Annotated in this window: 16 protein-coding genes; 6 read left to right on the plus strand and 10 right to left on the minus strand. The window is 66.6% G+C overall.

The features are described 5' to 3' along the window. Positions 1-87 precede the first annotated feature (87 nt). Positions 88-5562, minus strand: coding sequence for a carboxyl transferase domain-containing protein (locus MSM1_RS06270; RefSeq protein ID WP_307857295.1), 5475 nt, complete (start codon positions 5560-5562; stop codon positions 88-90). 340 nt (positions 5563-5902) lie between these two features. Here MSM1_RS06270 and MSM1_RS06275 point away from each other — a divergent pair, with 340 nt between their 5' ends. From MSM1_RS06275 to MSM1_RS06290, 4 genes are all read left to right on the plus strand, one after another. Continuing rightward, positions 5903-6196 carry a hypothetical protein gene (locus tag MSM1_RS06275; RefSeq protein WP_213440676.1) on the plus strand — a complete coding sequence of 98 codons (294 nt, stop codon included), beginning with the start codon at positions 5903-5905 and terminating at the stop codon, positions 6194-6196. A 95-nt stretch (positions 6197-6291) separates the two neighbouring features. Beyond that, on the plus strand, positions 6292-6678 hold the full coding sequence (locus tag MSM1_RS06280; protein ID WP_213440677.1) for a helix-turn-helix domain-containing protein: 387 nt from the start codon (positions 6292-6294) through the stop codon (positions 6676-6678). Between the two features lie 150 nt (positions 6679-6828). Beyond that, the gene (locus tag MSM1_RS06285) at positions 6829-8547 is read left to right on the plus strand and encodes an alpha/beta hydrolase (protein WP_213440678.1); all 1719 of its coding nucleotides are present in this window, start codon (positions 6829-6831) and stop codon (positions 8545-8547) included. Beyond that, a complete protein-coding gene (locus MSM1_RS06290; protein ID WP_213440679.1) occupies positions 8544-9311 on the plus strand; it encodes an alpha/beta fold hydrolase in 768 nt (255 codons plus the stop codon). Before MSM1_RS06285 ends, MSM1_RS06290 begins: the two co-directional genes overlap by 4 nt. Here the strand turns inward: MSM1_RS06290 and MSM1_RS06295 are convergent. The 3 genes from MSM1_RS06295 to MSM1_RS06305 form a co-directional block, all read right to left on the minus strand. Continuing rightward, complete coding sequence (locus MSM1_RS06295; RefSeq protein WP_213440680.1) at positions 9308-11260, minus strand: 3-oxoacyl-[acyl-carrier-protein] synthase III C-terminal domain-containing protein; 1953 nt, start codon at positions 11258-11260, stop codon at positions 9308-9310. The two genes, MSM1_RS06290 and MSM1_RS06295, sit on opposite strands and share 4 nt — an antisense overlap. Before the next feature lie 445 nt (positions 11261-11705). Next, entirely contained in the window at positions 11706-12581 is an 876-nt protein-coding gene (locus tag MSM1_RS06300; protein WP_213440681.1) for a cytochrome c biogenesis protein CcdA, read from the minus strand. Further along, complete coding sequence (locus MSM1_RS06305) at positions 12578-13144, minus strand: redoxin family protein (protein WP_374101694.1); 567 nt, start codon at positions 13142-13144, stop codon at positions 12578-12580. Before MSM1_RS06305 ends, MSM1_RS06300 begins: the two co-directional genes overlap by 4 nt. A gap of 247 nt (positions 13145-13391) precedes the next feature. Between MSM1_RS06305 and MSM1_RS06310 the strand changes: the two genes are divergently transcribed. Beyond that, on the plus strand, positions 13392-14300 hold the full coding sequence (locus MSM1_RS06310) for a class I SAM-dependent methyltransferase (RefSeq protein WP_213440682.1): 909 nt from the start codon (positions 13392-13394) through the stop codon (positions 14298-14300). A 34-nt stretch (positions 14301-14334) separates the two neighbouring features. On the opposite strand, the gene MSM1_RS06315 is transcribed toward MSM1_RS06310, so the two are convergent. The 6 genes from MSM1_RS06315 to MSM1_RS06340 all read right to left on the minus strand — a co-directional run bounded on the left by MSM1_RS06315 (position 14335) and on the right by MSM1_RS06340 (position 19772). Further along, positions 14335-15858, minus strand: a complete 1524-nt coding sequence (locus MSM1_RS06315; protein ID WP_213440683.1) for an AMP-binding protein — start codon at positions 15856-15858, stop codon at positions 14335-14337. A 199-nt stretch (positions 15859-16057) separates the two neighbouring features. Continuing rightward, entirely contained in the window at positions 16058-16393 is a 336-nt protein-coding gene (locus MSM1_RS06320) for a hypothetical protein (protein WP_213440684.1), read from the minus strand. Continuing rightward, entirely contained in the window at positions 16390-16674 is a 285-nt protein-coding gene (locus tag MSM1_RS06325) for a hypothetical protein (RefSeq protein ID WP_213440685.1), read from the minus strand. Before MSM1_RS06325 ends, MSM1_RS06320 begins: the two co-directional genes overlap by 4 nt. A 37-nt stretch (positions 16675-16711) precedes the next feature. Continuing rightward, complete coding sequence (locus tag MSM1_RS06330) at positions 16712-18007, minus strand: methane monooxygenase/ammonia monooxygenase subunit B (protein WP_213440686.1); 1296 nt, start codon at positions 18005-18007, stop codon at positions 16712-16714. Positions 18008-18022: 15 nt separating this feature from the next. After that, positions 18023-18805 (minus strand): methane monooxygenase/ammonia monooxygenase subunit A, encoded by a 783-nt coding sequence (locus tag MSM1_RS06335; RefSeq protein ID WP_213440687.1) that lies wholly within the window; start codon positions 18803-18805, stop codon positions 18023-18025. 160 nt (positions 18806-18965) lie between these two features. Continuing rightward, positions 18966-19772 carry a methane monooxygenase/ammonia monooxygenase subunit C gene (locus tag MSM1_RS06340; protein WP_236054772.1) on the minus strand — a complete coding sequence of 269 codons (807 nt, stop codon included), beginning with the start codon at positions 19770-19772 and terminating at the stop codon, positions 18966-18968. A 382-nt stretch (positions 19773-20154) separates the two neighbouring features. Between MSM1_RS06340 and MSM1_RS06345 the strand changes: the two genes are divergently transcribed. Then, the gene (locus MSM1_RS06345) at positions 20155-21381 is read left to right on the plus strand and encodes a transcriptional regulator (RefSeq protein WP_213440689.1); all 1227 of its coding nucleotides are present in this window, start codon (positions 20155-20157) and stop codon (positions 21379-21381) included. The last annotated feature ends 47 nt before the right edge of the window (positions 21382-21428 follow it).

Genomic DNA, 21428 nt, shown 5'->3' on the forward strand with positions numbered 1-21428 from the left:
CTCGCTCCCTTCTCCCCGCGTAACCGAGCGAGTGCTGTACCACACATTATGCCTATCTCCGTGTGGTAGATCCATACAAGCGGTAACTCACCGGTCGGGCTTACCCACTCGCGCCATCCCGCGCTCCAGCGCCGCCGCGATGCTCGGGCGCAACTCGGCTGGCGGAATGATCCGGTGAACCGAACCTACCCGGCGGGCCCGCCCCACGGTGTGCACGGCTTCGAACTCCGCAGCCACCTCACCGAGCTTGTCCGACCGCACCGCCGCCCGCACGGCGGACAGCTTGACCCGCAACCGGGCGCTGGCCGCCGCGTCGGTGCAGGCGGCCAGCTGCGCTTCCAGCTCGCGCACCGCCGGATCCGCTGCGGTGCGCTCGTTCACCTCACGGGTGAACACCACCGCCGCAGCCGGCGCGCCGCCGATAACCGAGGCGTACGACCCCTCGACGGCAAGCACTTCCATGCTCTCGTTCAACGCGTTGGAGAACACCACGAAAGCCCCGCCGTGGTAGCGCGAGATCACGGTGAAAACGATTGGGCCGTCGAAGTTGACAATGCCCCGCCCAATTTCGGCGCCGTACTCCAGCTGAAGTTTCCGCAGAGATTCCGGTGAGCCGTCGAATCCCGACAGGTTGGCCAGCACCACTAGGGGCCGGTTGCCGCTGGCGGCGTTGATCGCTCGAGCGGTCTTCTTCGAGGACTGCGGGAAAAGAGTTCCCGACGTCCACCGGTCCGGCCCGTCGGAAGGATGCCACCCCTTCCGCGGGATGACCCGGGACTCGATGCCGATGACGCACACCGGGATTCCCCCGATGTGAGCGTCGAGCACCACGGCGGTGTCGGCGTCGGCCATATCGGCCCACCGCTCGAGCACCGGGTGATCCTGGTCGACCACCGCGCGCATGACCGTCCGGATGTCAAATGGCTTCTTGCGGTCCTTGTTGACGCTGGCCGAGAAAATATCGCCGACGGTGCTGAATTCGCTGGCCGCATGCACGTGGGGGAAGTCTCGAATGTCGCGGTCCACCGGGTCGCACGTCGCGGCGCGGCGCGGGAAACGTTCTCCCGGAGCGACGTAGGTGTGCTCATAGTGCGCGAAAAGAATCTCGCAGGCCCCCTGCAGGTTGGGCGCCCAGTACTGGGCCTGGCCGTTGGGGCCCATCACCCGGTCATAGCCGCCGATGCCGAAGTTGTCTTCGGCGGACACCCCGCCGGAGTAGTCGAGGGACTGCTTGCCGGTGAGCACCATCGCGCTGTCGGGTGTCATGACCAGAATTCCCCTGGTGTGCATCAGCATGGTCGCCTCGGCGTTCCAGTAGGGCTGTGCGCCGACGTTGATTCCCGCGACGATGACGTTGATTTCACCGCCGTTCTGGGTGAACGTGACGATTCGGCGAAGCGCGCGCGCCACCCAGTCCATGTTCTCGGTGCCGCTTTGCATGGAAATGGTTGCGCCGGAGGACAAGGCGAACCATTCGACCGGTAGCGACAGCTCCTCGGCGAGGTCGATCGCGGCGATCACCCGAGCGCATTCGGCCTCGGCCACCGTGCCCAGGGCTTTCGTCGGATCCCCGAACAGGGCGATGCGTGTCATCCCCTCGGGGTAGCGGTCCGTCGGGCGCGAAACCTTGCCGACGACGAGGCCGGCGGTGTTGCGCCCGTAGGGGCGGTCGACAGGCACCAGGGCGCCCGTCTCGTCGAAGTCGTACTCGATGAAACTGCCCTCACCGCCGGTGAGGAGCGGGATCAGCTCGTAGGGATAGACCGTGCCGCGGGCTTGCGAGCGCTGCACCTTCTGCGCGTACTCGTCGAGTGGGCGCAACGGCTCGGTGGGGGGCGCGGTCACATTCGCGACGATGCCGGCGCCGGGCCGGTACGAAAAGCAAATCGCCACCCGCCGCGGCTGCGACGCCGGGCTGTCCGTGATGCGTGCCAGGATGCTGACTTCTTCTAGGCCGGCGTTGATCGTCAGCGGTGCCGTGCGGCGCGCCATCACCGCGGCACGGTCGGCGGGGATATCGAGCACGGGCCACACGAAAAGGGCGACGCGGTTGTTGTCGAGCCGCCTTGTGCCGCGCCGAGCCTGCGCACGGCGAATACCGTCCAGGCATGCCGCGAGAGTGCGCTCGATGGCCGGGATTCCGACCACCTCCCCGGCCTCGTTGCGCTGGGGCGTGACGTCACGCACCTCGGCCAGCGCGACGAGGCGCTCATCGGCCGGATTGTCCTTGGCCACCACGTGGAAAAGGTAGGTGCCCTCCGCGGCGGGCAGGCGAGTGCCGTTGAAATTCTTCAGCCGCCACAACTCGAGGCGTTGGCCGGTCAACGGGTGCATGTCGCGGATCGTCCGGTCTTCCGCTATGCCGTCGCGCTCCGGACGGAACGTCACCTGGTGCAGCTGGTGCCCGACCACGGTCAGGGTCACCCGGCGCCAGCCGGCCACGCGGGGATGCGCCACCAGCACCGTGCGCAACTCGTCGGCCAGGCGGTCGCCGTCGGTGGGCGCGTCCGGCCAAGAGAGATAGATGTCGACGACGAGATTTTCGGCGCCGGGGCCGCACATCGCGTCGATGGCGCCGAGGGTGGCGGGCAGCCGCTCGCGGTCGGTCACCGTCGACACCAGACGCAGGTGATCTCCCGCCAATTCATAGCTACCGGTGACGAATTGGGCGCCCGCCCGCTCGAAGCTCTCGACGTCCTCGAGTGCGCGGATCTCGTAGTACTGGCGCGTGACGGCCTCGAGCAGCGGACCGGGATTGGAAATCTGTTGCGCCAGAAGCTCGATCAACGGCTCTGAGGTTGCGGCCAGGGCATCGATGCGGGACCCGTAGTCCGGCGCGCCGGGATTCTCGGTGAGATATCGCAGGTGTGCGCGCACACCGTCATAGGTTCGCTCACGCGCCTTGCGGATCTGCGGCTCGTCGAACAGCCGGAACCGCAGGTTGCGCGAGATGTCGCCGATGACCGGGTAGCGCACCTGCGTCGCCACGATCAGCCGCTCGAGCACCTCGCCCACGGCCGTGGGCAACGCCGAAACGACATCGGCGGTCAGCCAGCGCCCGAGCAGCGCGGTGATCACCGGCACCTGGTTCTCCATGCGCTGCAGCGCCAGAAACAGCCGGTAAACCGCTTCCTCCAACTCCGGTCCGGGCTCAAGGGTGCTGACGTCGTAATCACGCAGCGCGCGAATGAGTTTCGTGCAAAACGCTGGTGGCAGTCCTTCTAGTTGAGCGTCAAGTGAGCGCAAGAAGGAATGGAAGTGCTCACGCGGGCTGTGCACCCGCTCATCGGAGTCCTGTTCGTCCAACGTCGGGCGGTTGCGGGAAATCTCGCAGATGTCGGCGAAGATGCCCAGGAGCGCGAGCTCGGCCTCGACGAGTTCGGCGTCGTCGTGGGGCAGACTGTCACGAAGGGCGTCGTATTCCGCGAGCAGCAGCCGGGCGCGCTCGGCGCTGACGTCGTAACCGGTGATCAGAGCGCGGAGTTCGGCCAAGCGGGCCAGGGCTTCGGAGTGCGGGTCGGAGTCCTTTTTACGTGGCTGAGCGCGGAGTTGGACTCGCGGCGCGGCCTCAGCCGCCGCGCGCTCACCGATCTGGTCGAGGCGCAGCAGTGGGGCTCCCGCGTCGACCTGAGTGTTGACGGTGGCCAACACCTCGCGGACACGCCCCGCCGATGGCGCGCGCAGCGCGGTTTCCATCTTCATGCTTTCCAGGACCACGAGGGTGGCGCCGGCCTCGACCCGCTCGCCGACGGCCACCGGAACGGCGACAACCACCGCCGGAGCCGAGGCCCGGATCAGGCCGGCTTCGTCCTGGTCGATCCGGTGGCTGATGCCGTCCACCTCGACGAGGAAGCCGGTGGGTCCCGCGGCCGTGACGAGCTGAAACCGCTGATTGCCGGCGCTTAGGCGGCTTTCGTAAGCGCTGAGCCGCTCGAGGTCGACGACGAGTGCGCCGCCGTCGCCTTCGACCCGGTAGCTGTGCGGACCGATCTGCCCCACCGACAGGTGATAGGCCTGGCCCTGGTGGCTGAGTTCGACGGTTCTGCCGATGGTGTGGGTCGCGCGTGGCCGGCCGCCGCGTGCCGACGCCAGGAAACCCGCCCGTTCCAGGCTCTCCTCGGCTCCATACGCTTCGATGGCGGCCGCGATCAGCGCAATGTCCGCCGTCGCCGCGGGGGCCGTTGCGACACCGGCGCCGGTCCGGTCGAGCCAACCGGTGTCGGCCGTCGCGCTGATGACCTCGTCGCGATCCAGCAGCTCGAGCAGAAAAGACTTGTTGGTCGTGCCGCCGTCGATGACGACGGTCGTCTCCCGCAGCGCGGCGCGCAGCCGCGCGAGCGCCTCGGGCCGGTCGCGGCCCCACGCAATGATCTTGGCGATCATCGAGTCGTAGTCGGGCGGTATGACGTCGTCTTGCGCGATGCCGGTGTCGACGCGCAGGCCGGGACCGAGCGGGTACTTCAGCAACCGCACGGTTCCCGGCGCGGGCGCGAATCCCTTGTCGGCATCCTCGGCGTTGAGGCGCGCCTCGACGGCGTGCCCGGACTCCGGCGGGCACTCACCGCTCAAAGCGCTGCCGGCGGCGAGGAGAATCTGTAGTTTCACCAGATCGATGCCGGTGGTCACCTCGGTGATCGGGTGCTCGACCTGCAGCCGGGTGTTGACCTCCAGGAAGGTGAAGACCTGCCGCTCCGGCTGGTAGAGGTACTCGACGGTGCCCGCGCCGCGGTATCCGGCCGCGCGAACAAGCTCGGCGGAGACGGCTTTTAGCTGCCGGGCTTGCTCCGTGGTGAGAACCGGGGAGCTGGACTCCTCGATTATTTTCTGGTTGCGGCGCTGGATCGAACAATCACGCACCCCGGGCGCCCAGACGTTGCCGTAGTTGTCGGCCACGACCTGCACCTCGACGTGGCGGGCGTCGGCGACGAGGCGTTCGAGGAACACGACGGGGTCGCCGAACGCGCGCTCGGCCTCGCCTTGCGTGCGCTCCAGCGCAACTTCGAGTTCGTCGGGGGAGAACACCTTGCGGATGCCGCGGCCGCCGCCGCCGCTGCGGGCCTTGACGATCAGCGGATAGCCGATGACCTCCGCGTGGCGAGCCGCATCCGCGTAACTGCTCACCGGCCCGCCGCTCCATGGCGCGAGCGGAACCCCCACCTTCTCGGCCAGCAATTTGGCCTGCACCTTGTCGCCGAGGGTGCGCATCGCGGCCGGCGGCGGCCCGATGAACGTGAGGCCCAAACGCCCGCAGAGCTCCGCAAAGGCGATGTCTTCGGCGACGAAGCCCCACCCGACCCACACCGCGTCCGCTTCGGACTCCAGCAGCGCGCGTTGCAGTTCGGCGTGGTCGAGGTACACCACACCCGCCGACCTCCGGCGCAAAGTCACCGCCTCGTCGGCTTGACGGACGAACATGGCCCGCCGCTCGGCGTCGGTGTGCAAAGCGATTGTCTTGATGCCGCACCCGTATTCGGCATTCAGCTCGCGGACCGCCCGGATCAGGCGCACGGCGGCCTCGCCCCGGTTGACGATCGCGATTCGTTCGGGGAACGTGACTCTCACCGCGTCGCTGTCAACCATTGGTAGTCCGGGGCGCAGTTCCTGCGATGCAGGGCTGGTTCCCCATCCCCCTTCCCATCCTCGACGACGAGCCGGGGCCTGCTACCCGGCGCTCCGGTGCCGACCGGGGCGGGTCTCTCACCCGCTAGTCCAGTCCAACTTGCAGGACGCAACATGTGCCAAGCCTATGTGCCGCACGGCACAGAGAATCCCAAATCGGCAACGGCAGCCACGCCGATTGATGACCCCGCGGGCGCAACCGAAGTCACAGCTGATTTGATATATCTAGCAGTTGCCTGTTAAAGTAAGCGCTGTCGGTTGCACCCACGACTTAAGGAGAAACATGGCTGACGCCTTTAGCCCCATCGACGTCCTCGACATTACCCAAAAGCTCGGTGAGCAGTGGGTTTCGGTCGTCAAGCAGAGCCAGAACGTAGCATTGGACGTGACCCGGCGGTTGACCGAGAAATTGCCTCAGGTGCCCTCGAGTCTGGCTGAGCTTCCGGCCAAGGCGGGGTTGCCCGACGTGCCCGCCGTGACTGCGTACGGCTTCGACTTTGCTGCTGAGCTGCTTACCGCGCAAAAAGATTTCACGGTGGCCCTGCTGGACGCGCTGACGCCGGCCAAGACGGCCTGAGCAAAGTCCCTGCGGCATAATCGCGGCATAATCGTACGGTAGGCATCATATGGCTCATATGGCCGGCACCGCGCGATAACCACGAGAGGACGGCGATGTCGGAAGCGCCGGCGGATAGCCGCAGTCTTCTGGGGTCGTTCATTCGCGCGCAGCGGCAGATGGCAAATCTGTCGCTGCGCGAACTCTCGGCTATGACGGCGGTGTCCAACCCCTACCTCAGTCAGATCGAGCGCGGGTTGGCCGAGCCCTCGGCGCGTGTGCTGAAAGCGATCGCCGAGGCGTTGAATCTCTCCGCTGAGGCGCTGTTCGCCCAGGCCGGCTTGATGCCCGGATCCGCCCCGCCGGACGACACCGCGACCGAAACCGCGCTGCGCACCGACCCTCGGCTCACGGCATCGCAAAAGCAGGCGCTGCTGGCCGTGTACCGCAGCTACATCGAAGCGAACAACAACAAGGCAGCCGATGCCGGGGCCCAGCGGTGAGCGGTTCACGTGGCACCCGGCTGACGGCTTCCGCTTTTGGATTTTGATGTGGATCCGGTGGTCGCCGAGGCATACTGACAGCGCCGCGGCATATTGACATCGCCCGGGGTGAGCCGAATTACGCTCACTTGATCGTGCCGAAGGAGGCCCATGACCACGCCGGCCGCGCCCATCCGGTCCGGTCCCGTGCAGGACCTGATTGGAATCACCGAAAACGTCACCTTCGTGACCGACCCGGCCTCGCTGTTCCGTGAGCTACTGGTCGCGTTCGCGATGACTCTGAAGCATCCGGCCGGCCTCATCGCCGCCCACGCCCGGCTAGTGTGGGGGTCTGCCGGGGCGTTACGGGCCGCGTTGGAACGCGCGGTGGGCCGTGAAACCCCCGGGCCGATAGCGATCCCCCAGGGCGACAAGCGGTTCTCCGACCCGGCCTATCAGGAGAATCCGGCGTATTTTCTGCTGGCTCAGCAGTATTTGTTGTTCAGCCAGCTCGTCAGCGAACTGCTCGACACCGCCGAAGCGGGTGGAGCGCAAGAAGCGAAGGCGCGCTTAGCCGCAAGCTTTCTCGTCGATGCGCTGGCCCCGACAAACACATTTGCCGGCAACCCCGCGGCGATCCGCAAGGCGTTCGACACCGGCGGCAAGAGCGTCGCCAGGGGCCTCAAGAACTTCCTGCACGATCTTCGCCACAACGGCGGATGGCCGTCGCAAGTGGACAAGTCCGGATTCGAGGTCGGCGTCAACATCGCCGCCACCCCGGGAAGCGTCACCTATCGCAGCGATCTCATCGAGCTGATCCAATACGCGCCGCAGACGCCGACCACGTACGAGGTTCCGCTGCTGTTTTGCCCGCCGTGGATCAACAAGTACTACATCATGGATCTGGCGCCGGGCAGGAGCCTGATCGAGTGGGCGGTCCAGCACGGGCACACGTGTTTCGCCATCAGCTACCGTAATCCGGACGAGTCGATGAGCGAGCTGGGATTCCGCGACTATCTGTTCAAGGGCCCGTTGGATGCCGTGCGCGTCGTTCGGGAGATCACCGGCGCCGCCGCGGTGAACACGCTGTCGGTGTGCCTGGGTGGGACGCTCACCGCGATCGGGCTGGCCTACAACGCCGCCCGCGGTGACGACTCCATCAAGTCGGCGACCTTCATCAACACCCACACCGATTTCACCGAGCCGGGACTGCTCGGAGCGTTCACCGATGCCGGCACGGTCGCGCGACTGGAAAAGCAGATGCGCAAGCGCGGCTACCTGGACTCGGCGGCGATGGCCCGGACCTTCAGCGCGTTGCGCCCCAACGACCTGATTTTCAACTACGTGGCGAACAACTGGCTGCTGGGAAACAAACCGCCGGCGTTCGACCTGCTGGCCTGGAATGAGGACTCGACCCGAATGCCCGCGCGGATGCACTCGGAGTACTTGCGCTCCTGCTACCTGCGCAACGAATTCGCCCGGGGCGAATTCGAGATCGATGGCGTCCGCCTCGACCCCGGCCGAGTCGACATCGACACCTACGTGTTGTCGGCCGTGGATGACCATATCGTGCCGTGGACGTCGGCCTACAAGACGACCCAGCTGCTGGGTGGCAAGAGCAGGTTTGTGCTCAGCACGTCCGGCCATATCGCCGGTATTGTCAATCCCCCCCATCCCAAGGCCAGGCACTGGGTGAACGAGAGCCTGCCCGCCGACCCGGCCGAATGGAAGGCGAACGCGCAATTGGTGGCGGCCACCTGGTGGCAGGACTGGACGGAGTGGATCGCCGGGCGCGGCGGGCAGCTGGTCGCCGCGCCCGATCGCCCAGGCAGTGACGACTATCCCGAACTCTGCCAGGCGCCCGGCAGCTACGTGCGGGAATCCGCGTGACCCGGCCGCCGGCGGACGGCGGCGCAACGGACACCATCGTGGTGTCGGTGCACGGGCTGCGGATCGCGGCGCGGGTCGGTGGATCCGGTGAACCGGTGCTGCTGCTCAACGGTTTGGCCCGGCCGATGCACAGCTGGGTGCCGTTCGCCAGCTGGCTACCCGGCAGGACCGTCATCACCTACGACGGTCCCGGTGTCGGGGCCAGCGATACCCCGATCCTTCCGTTGCCGATGCCCACGTTGGCCGATATCGCCACCCGAGTCCTCGACGCGGTCGGCGTCGGCAGCGCCGACGTTGTGGGATTTTCGCATGGCGGTGCCATCGCGCAGCAGCTGGCGGCCAGTCACGCCGACCGGGTGAACCGGCTGGTGCTGCTGGCGACATCCTGTGGCGCCGGGGCGATTCCCGGGCGTGGCCGTGACGCGGTCCGGCTCTGGATGGCGCGGCGGCGGGCGACGCCATGGGCCAGGCCCGACCCGTTAGGTGTGCTCTGGCAGCTGGTCGCGATCACCACCTGGTCAAGCATTCCCCTGCTCGCCCGCATCGGCGCCCCCACACTGGTGGTGTGCGGCAAGCACGACCGGACCGTGCCCCCGGCCAATAGTGCGCTGCTTGCGGCCCGCATCCCCGGTGCCCACCTGGTCACCATCCCCGCCGGCCATGATCTGCAAAAACCCGGGCCGGCGGCCGTCGTGGCCCGGCTGGTAGATCGATTCCTAAGGGCCGGCAGCCGGATGGCGACGCTGAGCTCGCCCGAAAGCTAGCCGAATGCTGCGGCCATGTCGCTGCCGGCGGGCATCGCAAGCCCCTCCCCCGGTGCCGCCCACTCGGCGGCGGCGGCCGGCGGCTCCTCGGGAGCGACGACGGCGGGATCGACCCGCATCACCGTGTAGCCGGCGACCGCGCCGGCACCGAACCCGGGTGTGAAGATGCGGGTCGGCTTGGTGATCACTCGGTCGCGGACCGCGTCGTGTATTGCCAACGGAATGCTCGCCGAGGAGGCGTTGCCCACCCGTTCGATGTTGAAGTAGAGCTGATCTTCGGAAACGCCGGCCGCGGCCGCCAGGTCGATCACCATAGTCTTGTTCGCCTGATGCGGAATGATGAGCTCGACGCTGTCGAGCAACGAGCCCGCCGCCCCATCCGGGTCAGGCAGGGCGGCGATGTCGTCGAGCATCTGTTTGAGGTAGCGCCCGGCGAGCGCCTTCACCTCGGGACCGTAGACGGTGATGTTGTTGGCGAACGCCGGGTTGGGCCACAAGATCGAGTTGACCTGGCTTGTCGGGCCGCTGGCGTAGGTCTGGATGTAGTCGATGTCCGGCGCTGCGCCCACGGGCGCGGGACCGATGACAATCGCGGCCGCGCCGTCCCCGAAAATCATCCGCGACGGGCGCACGTTCCCGATTTTGTCGGAGAACTTTTCCGCGCAGACCACGACCACCGGCCGCTCAACGGTTTGCAGCACCCGCACGGCCTCGGCCAGCCCGTAGCTCAGGCCGGCGCACGCGGCGACAAGGTCGAATGAGCAGTGCGTCTGATAGATGCCCAGTTGCCCGGAAAGCCAGGTCGCGATCGACGGTATCAGCCGCGAGCTGGTGCAGGTGCACACGATGACCCCCCCGATCTCACCGGGACCCGTCCCGGCGTGGGCCAGCGCCGAACGAGCGGCGCGCAACGCCAGTTCCTCGAGGCTGTCCCAGGTGTAGCGGCGCTGCTCGATGCCGGTCTTCGCCATGATCTCCGCGGCCGACATGGGCGACCAGTTATAGGCGCTGTTACGGATGATGTCCTCGTTGGTGCACACCTGCTCGCCGTGTACCGCCGCGATGGCCGCGATGCGGGGCTGAACAGTTAGGTCGTTACGCACATCGATAGCACGGTACGGGCGAGCCGGAGCGATCACCTCGCGGGCGGTGGGCGCGGTCTTCTTCGGCGTGCGCCCGGATTTCACCCGGGACAAAAACAGCTGGACATCGCGGCTGCGGGGATGAAAAACAACGACGAAGTCGTCGTCTTTCAAGTCCTCGACGGTGGCCAGGGCGGCTTGCCGGCGCGACCACGGATACTGGTTGTGCAGAACCATCGACCAGCGACGCAGGGCTTCCAACTCGGGCACGGCCTCGTCGCAGTCGATGATCTCGGCGTAGCTGTAACGGCGGAAATCCGGGTCATAGCGGTTGAGCCGGAGGGTTTGATTCTTGGGGTCGGCCAGCAGTTGCGCCACCGTAGGCAAGACGGCCGACAGCCTGGTCGCGTGGTTTCGGCGGTGGGCGAAGACGTCGTAGAGGATCTCAAAGATGGCGTCCTCACGCTCGGCGTCCCACTGCGCGGGGAGATTCGGATAGGCGGCCGACACCGCGGACACCTTCGTTTCGCTTCCTTCCCAAGGTGTCTGGATGGGCACAAAGACGTCATCACGCCGGCGGGGCACGTCGGCCCATCGGGTCGGCCGAACGTCATACATCGTCATGGCGTAGCGGTTGGCCCAGAACAGATTGAGCGCCATGTCGCGCATCAGCTCGTATTTGGTCCGGTAGCCGCCGGCTTTTATCCGCTCGAGGATGTCGGTTCCGGTGGGCGCCTTGGCGTCGAAGTCGCGCTGGATGACGGCGTCGAGTTGCTCGAGGGTCTCAAACGCGGAGAAGTCGAGGTCGGGAAAGCAGTTCGATGGGAATACGATCTTTCCATGCGAATTCAGTTGGTAGGCATACATTTTCAATCCCCTTTACGTTAGGGCCGACACGCCTCGATGACGCCGGACGCTGCTGCGACGGTCCGGCGCCGTGAGCGCAGGTCCAGCCCACCGTTTACCTCCTATGGCCTTTGCCGCCGTGAGCAATCCGCTGCGCCCGCCTCCACATGCTTGTCCGGGCGCCGCCGGCGCCGCAATGGAGATGCTGGTCCTCGAATGAATATCCAGGGATTCTCGATCCTCCTTTCCCGAGGATGCGAATGCCCCGAAACTACCAGGTGGCCGCGTGGATCGGTGCGCTTCTGAGGCATCCCGATCCGCACCGCCCGCGGGTTGGTGACCATGCAGGGGGTTGGGGCCGACAACACTCGGGGAAATGGCGGTGCGTGTTCGGCTATTCGGCGAGTTCGAGGCGGTCAGCTCAGCACCCGGCTGCGCCCGGTGCCGTTGCACCGCAGAGGTAAGCTCACACGCGGCTGTTGTCACCAAGTCGTTTGCGGTGCGCCGCTAAAACACGCCAGCCGGTGGCGAGCGCCACGAGGACGACGAGCGCGCCGAGCAGCGGCCATACCCCCAGCGCGCCTACCCGGCGGATGAGCCAGCCTTGAACAGCGGCAGCGGCATGGATAACCGGGTCGCCGGGTCCGGCTTCGGTGTAGAAGAGCCGAATCTCATAGTAGCCGTAGTACGTCACATAGAGGCCGGTCAGGAGCACCACGACGCCGACAATCCGCCCGGCGTGAGGAAGCACGCGCCGCAGCGCGCCCGCCGCCGAGGCACCGGCAAGGGCGACGGCGAGCGCCGCCACACCGACGGTGATCGCCATCCCGGCCGCATAGGACACGAACGCCAGCATGCCGGTGAGCACGGATCCCTGCTTGAACGCCGTGCTGATCGCGGCGAGAAACGGCGCAAGCGTGCACGACAGCGACGCCACCGCATACCCGACACCGTAGCCGTACATCGAGGCCAGCCGTGCGGTGGGCGTGCCGCGGGACAGCTTGGGCATCATGACGGTGACGTCGTGCCCGGCGAGCAGCCATAACGCCAGGGCAACGAGCAGCACACCGATGATGACGGTGGCGACCGGCAGATACTTCTGCGCCGAGGCGATCACCGGCGAGATCACCAGCCCGAATAAGCCGAACACGGTGACGAATCCCGCCGACATGGCGATCGTGGCCGCGGCGGCGCGGGTCAACGCCGCAGGCCGGGACCGTTGCCCTCCCCCACCCGCGATCACCAGCGTCAGGTAGCCGGGTAAAAAGGCGAAGCCGCAGGGGTTGAGCGCCGCAACCAGCCCGGCGCTCAACGCGAAGCCGAGCGCGGTGGTGTCGATCACGTGCCGGTGAGCACGGCCAGTCGTTTGGTCAGCTCGGTATCGGACATCGGCCCCTTGACGACGTCGATGTGGCCGTCACGGTTGAGGAACGCGAACGCCGGCTGTTCTGTCACACCGAATTTCGCCCACACGGCCCCGGTCGTATCGGCCAGCTGGACAAACGATTTCACCGGATACTTCTTGACGAACTCCTGCATCGCGGGAAGCTGGCTTTCCGAGGCCACCCCCACGAACGTCACCGTCGGGTGTGTTTGCGCCAGGCGGCCCATCATCGGCGCCTCGCTTTGACAGGTCGAGCACCATGGCGCCCAGAACCACAGCACGGCCGGCTTACCTAGCAGGCTCGCGCCGGAAAACTCCTTGCCCTCCACGGTCGTGGTGGTGAACTGCAATTGGGCGGGCACCGTCTTACCGGCGGCAAGCTGCGGCGCCGAGCCGGTCGGCGAGTGTGTTCCCGGTTGCGACGCCGGCCCACACGCGCCGAGGACGACCAGCGCCGCGGCGACGGTAACGGCGGCGAACGGCCAGGGCACCCGGCCGGACGCACGTAGGCGATCCGAGATCACACACACCTCCCGTTGTCGGGGTTGGGCCCGGCCCAATTTTTCTTGATCCTACCATCTGGAGACGTAGACAGGAGCTGCGCTCAGCTGGGTGGGCGGACTGTCTTCGCGGCGGCGGTTGCGCTAACTGGCCCGTGGCACAACGGTTTTGGCGCGACGCGAGCGGGCTAGCCAGCATGCGCGGCACGTGACAGGCCCTGTTACACTGGTCGCGCTCGTAATGGCCGAAGGCGCGGGGAGCGGATGGATGCCACGTAGCGACGATGACACCTGGGATGTCGCCAGCAGCGTGGGAGCGACGGCAGCCATGGTGGCCGCCGGAAGGGCGCGCGCCACCAACGCCAGCAACCCGCTGATCGATGACCCGTTCGCCGAGCCGTTGGTGCGGGCGGTCGGCATCGACTTCTTCACCCGCTGGGCCGCCGGCGAACTGGACCCCGCCGACGTCGACGAGCCCGGCGCCGCCTGGGGGATGCAGCGGCTGACCGACGCGATGGCGGTGCGCACCCGCTATATCGACGCGTTTCTGGTTGAGGCGGTGGCGGCGGGTATCCGCCAGGTGGTGATCTTGGCCAGCGGGCTTGACGCGCGGGCCTACCGGCTGCCCTGGCCGGCGGGCACGACGGTGTTTGAGATCGACCAGCCGCGGGTCCTGGAATTCAAGACGACCACGCTGGCCGCGCTGGGCGCTCAGCCGACGTCCACGCTGCGGGCGGTGCCGGTCGATTTGCGCCACGATTGGCCGTCGGCGCTGCGGCGGGCCGGTTTTGACACCCGGCAGCCCACTGCCTGGACGGTCGAGGGCCTGCTGGCCTACCTGCCGCCGAACGCTCAGGACCGGCTGCTGGACCACATCACCGCGATCAGCGCCGCCGGCAGCCGACTAGTCGCCAATGTCTTCTGGTCCACGCCCGAGGGCCGCGAGGCTGGGCGCGCCGCCACCCAGAAATGGTACGAGTGCGGTCTGGATGTCAAGCTTGATGGCTTAAGCTGTCCCGGCGAGCGCAACGATGTGGCGGACTACCTGGCCGGCCGCGGCTGGCAGGTGGTGGACCGCGCGGAGTTCAGCACGTTGTTAGCCGACCATGGATTGCCCGTTCCCCCGTCCGCCGACGCCGTCGACAACTACTGTTGCGCCGCGATCCTGGCCGGCTAAGGTGATCGGGCCGAGGATGTGCCCGTGACCGCGGCTAGTTGACGGCCCGGTCGCGTCCCTGCCAGTAAGGCTGGCGCAATTTGAATTTCTGCAGCTTGCCGGTTGCGGTGCGGGTCAGCTCATCACGGAATTCGATGCGCTTCGGGCATTTGTAGCCGGCCAGGTGTCGCCGGCAATGGCTCACCAGCTCCTCGGCGGTCACCGCTCGGTTGGTGACGACGAGCGCGGTGACGAGCTCACCCCATTTCTCGTCCGGAATTCCGATCACCGCGGCCTCACGCACCGCCTCATGAAGCATTAACACGTCCTCGACCTCGATCGACGAGACGTTTTCGCCGCCGGTGATGACAATGTCCTTTTTACGGTCCGCGATCGTCAGGTACCCCTCGGAGATCTCACCGGCGTCTCCGGTGTGAAACCACCCCCCTTGTAAGGCTTCCGCCGTCGCCTCCGGGGCGTTCCAATAGCCGTCGAACACGTGGTTGGATCGCGCCAGGATCTCCCCGTCGTCGGCGCACCGAAGGTCAACGCCCAAGACGGGCGCCCCGGCCCGACTCAGCAGGCGGGCCTGCTCGAGCGGATCCAGGTGGTCCCATTCACCGCGCATCCGCGTCATGGTCAGCAGCGGAGAGGTCTCGGTCAGGCCGTAAATCTGGATGAACTCCCAACCCAGTTCCTCGCGTACCCGTTGGATAAGCCGCGTGGGGGGTGGCGCGCCGGCGACGATGGCCCGCACCCGCCCGCGCCCGGGCACCTCGCCCGGCCAGCTGCCGGCGGCATCGAGGATGGCTGCGATGACCGCCGGGGCCGCACACAGGTACGTCACCCCGTGCCGGTCGATCCGGCGCAGGATTTCCGCACCGTCGACCTTCCGCAGGATCACGTGCGGCACCCCCATGCCCGTCGCCGCGAACGGCTGTCCCCACCCGTTGGCGTGGAACATCGGCAGGGTGTGCAGGTAGACGTCGCGGTCACTGACACCGGACTGCCAGCCGAACACCACGGCATTGATCCACAGGTTGCGATGGGTGATCTGGGTGCCCTTGGGCCGCGCGGTCGTGCCCGACGTGTAGTTGATCGTGGCCGTCGCCCGCTCCTCGGCGTCCCAGGGTTTCGGGTCGTCGGGGCCGCTCCACAGCACGTCGTCGTCTTCACCGAACACAAACGTGTGCGGGGCTCCGACCTCAGCCACCAGGTTTTTTAGCGAGGGATCGACCATCAGCACATCGGCTTCGGCGTGGTGCATGATGTATTTGATCTCGTCGGCCACCAGCCGGAAGTTGATCGGCACCAGCACCCGGCCCCAGCCGCACACGCCGAAAAACGAGGCCAGCAGTCGAGCCGAGTTCTGCGACACCACCGCCACCCGCGCGCCGCGCTCGACACCGAGGCGGTCCAGTGCCGCCGCCTGGCTTCGGGCCCGCCGCCCCAGCTCGTCGTAGGTGAGCTCACCCCACGAGTCGGCGGGCTGGGCGGGCTCGTCGACCACCGCGACCCGGCGGGGATACACGGTGAGCGCACGGTCGAGGAAATCGGTAACCGTCAAGGGGCACTGCACGCACACACCTTTCTCGTCGTGTCCTCCATCTCGTCGTTTCGCGAGCTGTCGTTTGGCGAGCTGTCGCGCTCGGTCGACGGCGACAGGGCCGGGACCGACCACCCGCCGTGGTCAACACCGACCCTGTCTGACACCGTCAGTCGCTGCCGAGATACCTCCGCGCCCCGAGGAAATGGCATCCCCGGAAGCTCGCGCGCCCTCACTCGGGCGTGGTTGACGCCTCCGGTGCCTGTGGCGACGTCCCGGTGTCTCGTCCGCCCGCGTCTAAGCCCACTGACGCCAGCGTGACCTCACCGCGCTCGAACTCTTCGATGAAGCGCCACAACTCGTCGTGCAGGCTGACCTCACCCAAACCCGGGCCGGCGGAATGGTCGTGAAGACCGTATGTCCGCGCGGCCCGGCGGCACACGAAGGCGATGAAGGCCACCGGAAACACCAGCGCCAAGAGCATCGCGCTGAGGCTCAGCAGCACGTCAAGCGTCGACGGTCCGCCCGCCACGACGCCAATGTCGGTCGCGGTGTACGCGATAGTCATAGGATCTCCTTCGAGCCGTGTCCGGACAGCCCCACCTGCGACGCGGCAGCCGGCCCGGCGGCTTGCCCGAGCCGGTAGGTTTCCTCGCGCTCGGCGGCATCCGGCGCGCCGGTTGCGTCGCCGCCGCCGGCTTGTGGTGCGGATGCCCGCGATGATTTACGCACCCGCCGAGCCACCACGAACAGCGCCGCCGCCGGGAACAGCATTGCGAATGCAATGCCGAACCCGACACCGGCCAGCTCGTCCCCGGTCATCTCGCCGCCATGAGCTAGGTAGGTCACGGCAGTAGCGAGGTTTGCACCATTCAGCATGGCTCGCTCACTCCCCCCCGTACTGCGGCAGGATCCCGGTGGACAACTCGTTGATCTCGGCTACCGCCTGCTCCCCACCGCTGCGGAAGACCATCGCCCCGGTGACCCGCACCTCGGCCTCGTTGAGGGGCAGCAGGTTGCGCGATGACAGATCCTTCGAGTTGATGGTCACCGCCAGCGTGCGTGTCTCCCCCGGTTGGATCGGGCCGCTCGGGGTGACCCGCGCGCGCCCGACGTAGGGCCCCTCCGGTGGGTTGGCGACCGCGTCCGTGTTGTACAGCGAATAGTCGGCGAACTGCGCGTGGTCGAACGATGTCGGGGCCTTCGTGTTGTTCTTTACGGTCACCGTCAGCGTCAGCGTCTTCGTCTTGTCGTCGAACACCGCGCTTTTGACCGACGTCTCCAGACCCTTCTGCAGCGCGCTCGGTTCCAGCGGCGGCGGCTGCACCCGGATGACCTGCACGGGCACCTCCGGCCCGTCGTGCATCTTGGCGTAGAAGTAGCCGCCCATCCCGACTGCCAGCGCCACCACACCCAAAATCGCGGTGACCTTGATATCGCGCTTGGGAAGCACGGTCGACGGGTCGCCGTAGCGCAGCACCACCGCGCGCTGCAGCAGCGGGCGCCATAGCCAAAACACCACGTACGCCAGCGCGACCGCCAGGCAGATCAGCTGCCACATCACGACACGTGACATGCCGTAGGTCAACAGGTTGATCGTCTTGCCCGTCGCGAGCGTCTCGGTCTCGGTGAAGGGGCCGCCCGCGTTTCTGATCGTGACCCACTGGCCCTGGCCCACCAGGGTGCCGGTGCCCTTCGCCGCCATCGCGGGATGCACGTGCCAACGACCTGGAATCCTGGCCTTGAGCACCAGCTTGAACGGGTAGGTCGCACCCCGTTGGATGCGCACCGATTGCGGGGTGAACACGCCGTTGAGCTCGCGATCCTCGACGGTGAACACCGCCCCCGGCGTGTTGATGGTGAGGTAGGCGAGATTGGGTGGCGATATGGTGTGGTCGGGCCAGGCGTTCATCACCCGCAGGTTCCCGGTGATGGTCAACTCCTGGTTGACGTCCAGCTCGTTGGTGGAGAAGTTGACGTCGTAGAACATGATCGTCGACGTCCGCTCGAAGGACTGCTGGCTTTCCTCACCATGCGCGGACGCCACGCCCGCCGGCGCGAACAGCACCATCATCCCGATGGTTGCCAGCAGCGACACTAGAAACCAGCCGGCGCGCAAGCGGATCGGCCCGGTGCTCCTGCTGACCCGCCGATCGCCGCAGGATCGTAAACGAGAAGTCATGATCGCCCGCCTCACTCAGTCGTTGATCAGGTTGAAGAACCTGCCGACCGGCCAGACGGCGAGGTACTTGCCGATCAAGAAGCCGACCCAGTAAATCGCGGCGCTCATCATGCCGGCAAAGAACGACACCACGATGGTGATGTTGCTCACCAGCGCCCGCAGGTGGCCTTGCTCAACGATGCGCAGGTATTCGGGGGTCTGGGTTCGCGTGAAGTGGAATCCGAGGGTGTCGGCCACCGTCATCAGCGTCCCGTGAAGATTGACGGGCGCCAAGAACGGCGAGAGCGCGGGGAAATTGAAGAACCAGAAGAAAAACCCCCACAGCAGCCCGCCGAACACCGACGTCATGAGGTAACTTCGGGTCAGGGCATGCACAACATCCAGCAATATGGCGGCCAGCAGGAAGTTCTCCGCCCAGGTGTAGTTCATCGGCTCGTGCGACCAGAGGTGGAAGCTGCCCCACCGCGAAACCCACATCGCGAGGAACAAGCAGGCGGCGCACAGCGTCGCGCCGACTGGGAGGCGTAGCTGGCTCCACGCGATGTATTGCACGGCCGCTGGGACGATGATTCCGAGCGCGGGCACCAGCAGGGGCCAATACTGGCGGTCCTTCCAGTCCGCCCAAAATCCCCAGTCACCGACGAACAGCATTTGGTTGAGGTGATACGCCCCCGCGATGAGCAGCGCGGCACCCGCGAGAAGGCACCAATCCCACCGCCGACTCAACAGCGGAAACGAGTCGATCGTGATGGCTTGATCCGGCGGCGCAGGCTTGGTCGGCTCTGCCGTGGTTGTCATGTCCTAGAACTCCACTTCCAATTGGACGGACGGGATGCATTCCTGCCAATCGAAAAACACGCAGGAAACGCCCTGGTTCGTGTTGATTTTCGGGTAGATGGCCAGGTCTCGTGCTGCCCGTGAGGGCTATGTGCTCACGGGCAGCACGAAGACCACAGCCTTAGCGGGTCGAAGCCGCCGCGGTGTCTCCGCTCTGCGCTGCGGCGACCGCGGTTGCCACCGGCGCACCGGCGGCCTGCGACAGCTCCTTCTCCTGGCGGGCCAGCTGCATGATTCGCGGCAGGGTCTCAAACCAGATCGCGAACGTCCCCGCCAGCAGGTAGCCGAACAGCACGAACGGCCAGTGCAGCGGCGCAGCGAAGAGTTCCTCAGGCTGGAAGAACGAGTGCCCGAACTCGTTCATGGTCACCTGGAAGAACAGCAGCACCGTCCCCGAGATCATCAGCGCGAACGACACCGGGAACCGCTTGCCGCCGTAGATGTGCGGCAGCCGGGTGCGCCCGTATAGGTACAGGCCACCGGCCATGTAGATCATCAGCGGGAACACGCCGTAGAACAGCACCGAGTGGCTCGGGGTGAACGCGGTGTCGCGGATGACGATCTGGTGCCAGGAGGCGTCCTCCTCCGCGAAGTAGCTACCGCCCCAGTACACCGACGTGGTGAACGCCGCGACCAGCAGCCACAGGTTCCATAGCCGCCGGCTCTCTTCCTTGCGGCTGACGTCCTTCGGCAGCTTTTGGGCGGACGCCCACAGCCACACGTACCACACGCCGGCGGCGATCGGCAGCAGGATCATGTTGGCCGCGGCCATGCCCAGCCAGTACTTGGCGAACCCCGGGTCGTGCGAGTTCAGGCCGTTCTTGAACGCATAGGCCTGCTGATACCAGCGCCAGAACAGCGCGAGCGCGCTCACCGACGCGATGGCGAACAGGATCGACGGCACCGACCCACCACGCCGCACCGGCATCTCCGGCGCAGTACCGCCTCTACCTCCCTTCGCCGTGTCGCGGTGGAGGGTTTGACCAGCTGTCATTATCTACTCCCTTTCCTTGTTTTCTTGTGTCGACCCTTCAGCGCCTGTGCTTCCAGGTCTGTACATATCCTGCGTAGGGTATGTGCGCAGCGTCACAACTCACTGCGTCTGAGGGAACGATTACAAAGCAAGGTTGGACGAAGGTTGGCCGCAGCGGCCCGGGTGAACTTGAGAGCCGGGTGCGCCGGCCCCGTGGCCGGGCGCCGGGCGCATTAGTGCGTCATGTGGCCGTGTTGTGGCATAATTCACAGTCTAATGGCCGCTGGCAGCGTGGTGCGTGGGTATGCCGGCATCCGGGACGGGAGGCGGAGCGACGGTGACGGAGGCGCGGCTCCGGCGAAAGGAGCTGGAACGCATTTGGGAGCGGGTGGTTCGGGGCGAGCGGGAACTATCCGATCCTGGATTGGTCGAGGTGTTGCGAGCCGACATCCTCGACTCGTGGTCACTTTTACGGGGCCGTATTGATCCCTCTAGCGAGTGCGCCCCCGTGCAGGACGACTCGGATATTATGTTGCGTTGGCGAGAGTCTCCGCTGTGCCAGCCGGTGACAGAGTTGGCCGATGAACTGCAGCGCATCGCCGACGACGCGGGTTATGTTGCCGCGGTTACCGATGAGGGTGGGACCATTCTGTGGACCAGCGGGTGTCGGCTCATGCGGCGGCGCGCGGAAAGGGTCAACTTTGTCCCCGGTGGCTGCTTTGCGGAGGATGCTGTCGGCACCAACGCGCTCGGTCTGGCGCTGCGGACCGATAGGCCCTCGACGGTGTACTCGGCCGAGCATGTGGTGGAGCGTCTCCACGACTTTGTGTGCTATTCCGCGCCGATCCACGACCCGCGCGGTCGCCAGCTGGGCGTGATCGATTTGTCGAGTGTCTGGGATCGGGCCAACGCACTGGGGCTCACCACGGTGCGCATGTTGGCCTCGGTGATCGAGACGCGGCTGCGTGACACCTGGGAGGAGGGCGCCGAGGAGAAAGGCGCGCCCGTGGAGCTGCAATGTCTGGGCGTAGCAAAGCTGCTGGTCGATGGGCGCCCGGTGCGCGCCACGTTGCGCCAGCTGGAGATCCTGGCGTTGCTGGCGCTGCGCCCGGCGGGTTTTTCGCCGGGTGAGCTGGCCGCCGAAATCTACGGCGATCGGTGGGTGGCCGCCACCACCCTGAAAAGCGAGGTGTGTCATGTGCGCCGGCTGCTGGGCGGGCGGCTGGCCGCACGCACCTACGCGCTGCTGGCCCCGGTGAAATGCGACGCCGTCGAGGTGCTCGACGCGCTGTCGCGTGGGGATGTCGCCGCGGCGGTGCGGCGCTATGCGGGCCCGTTGCTGCCGCAATCGGAGGCGCCGGGCATCATCGCCTGGCGTGATCAGCTGGAGGTGGCGATTCGCAACGCGGTGCTGGCCAGCGACTCCCCGGAGCCGGCCCTGGCCCTCGGCGAGGTCTGCCCCTATGACTCCGAGTTGCACGAGCACGCCCTGCGCCGGCTGGCCCCCACCGACCAGCGCCGGCATCTGGCGCTCGGGCGGCTACACACCGCGGCATCCAGCTAGGGAAATTATCAGCAATTTCGCCAACGCCTCGCAGTGACACCGTCATC

Source organism: Mycobacterium sp. SM1 (assembly GCF_018361265.1).
Taxonomy (GTDB): Bacteria; Actinomycetota; Actinomycetes; order Mycobacteriales; family Mycobacteriaceae; genus Mycobacterium.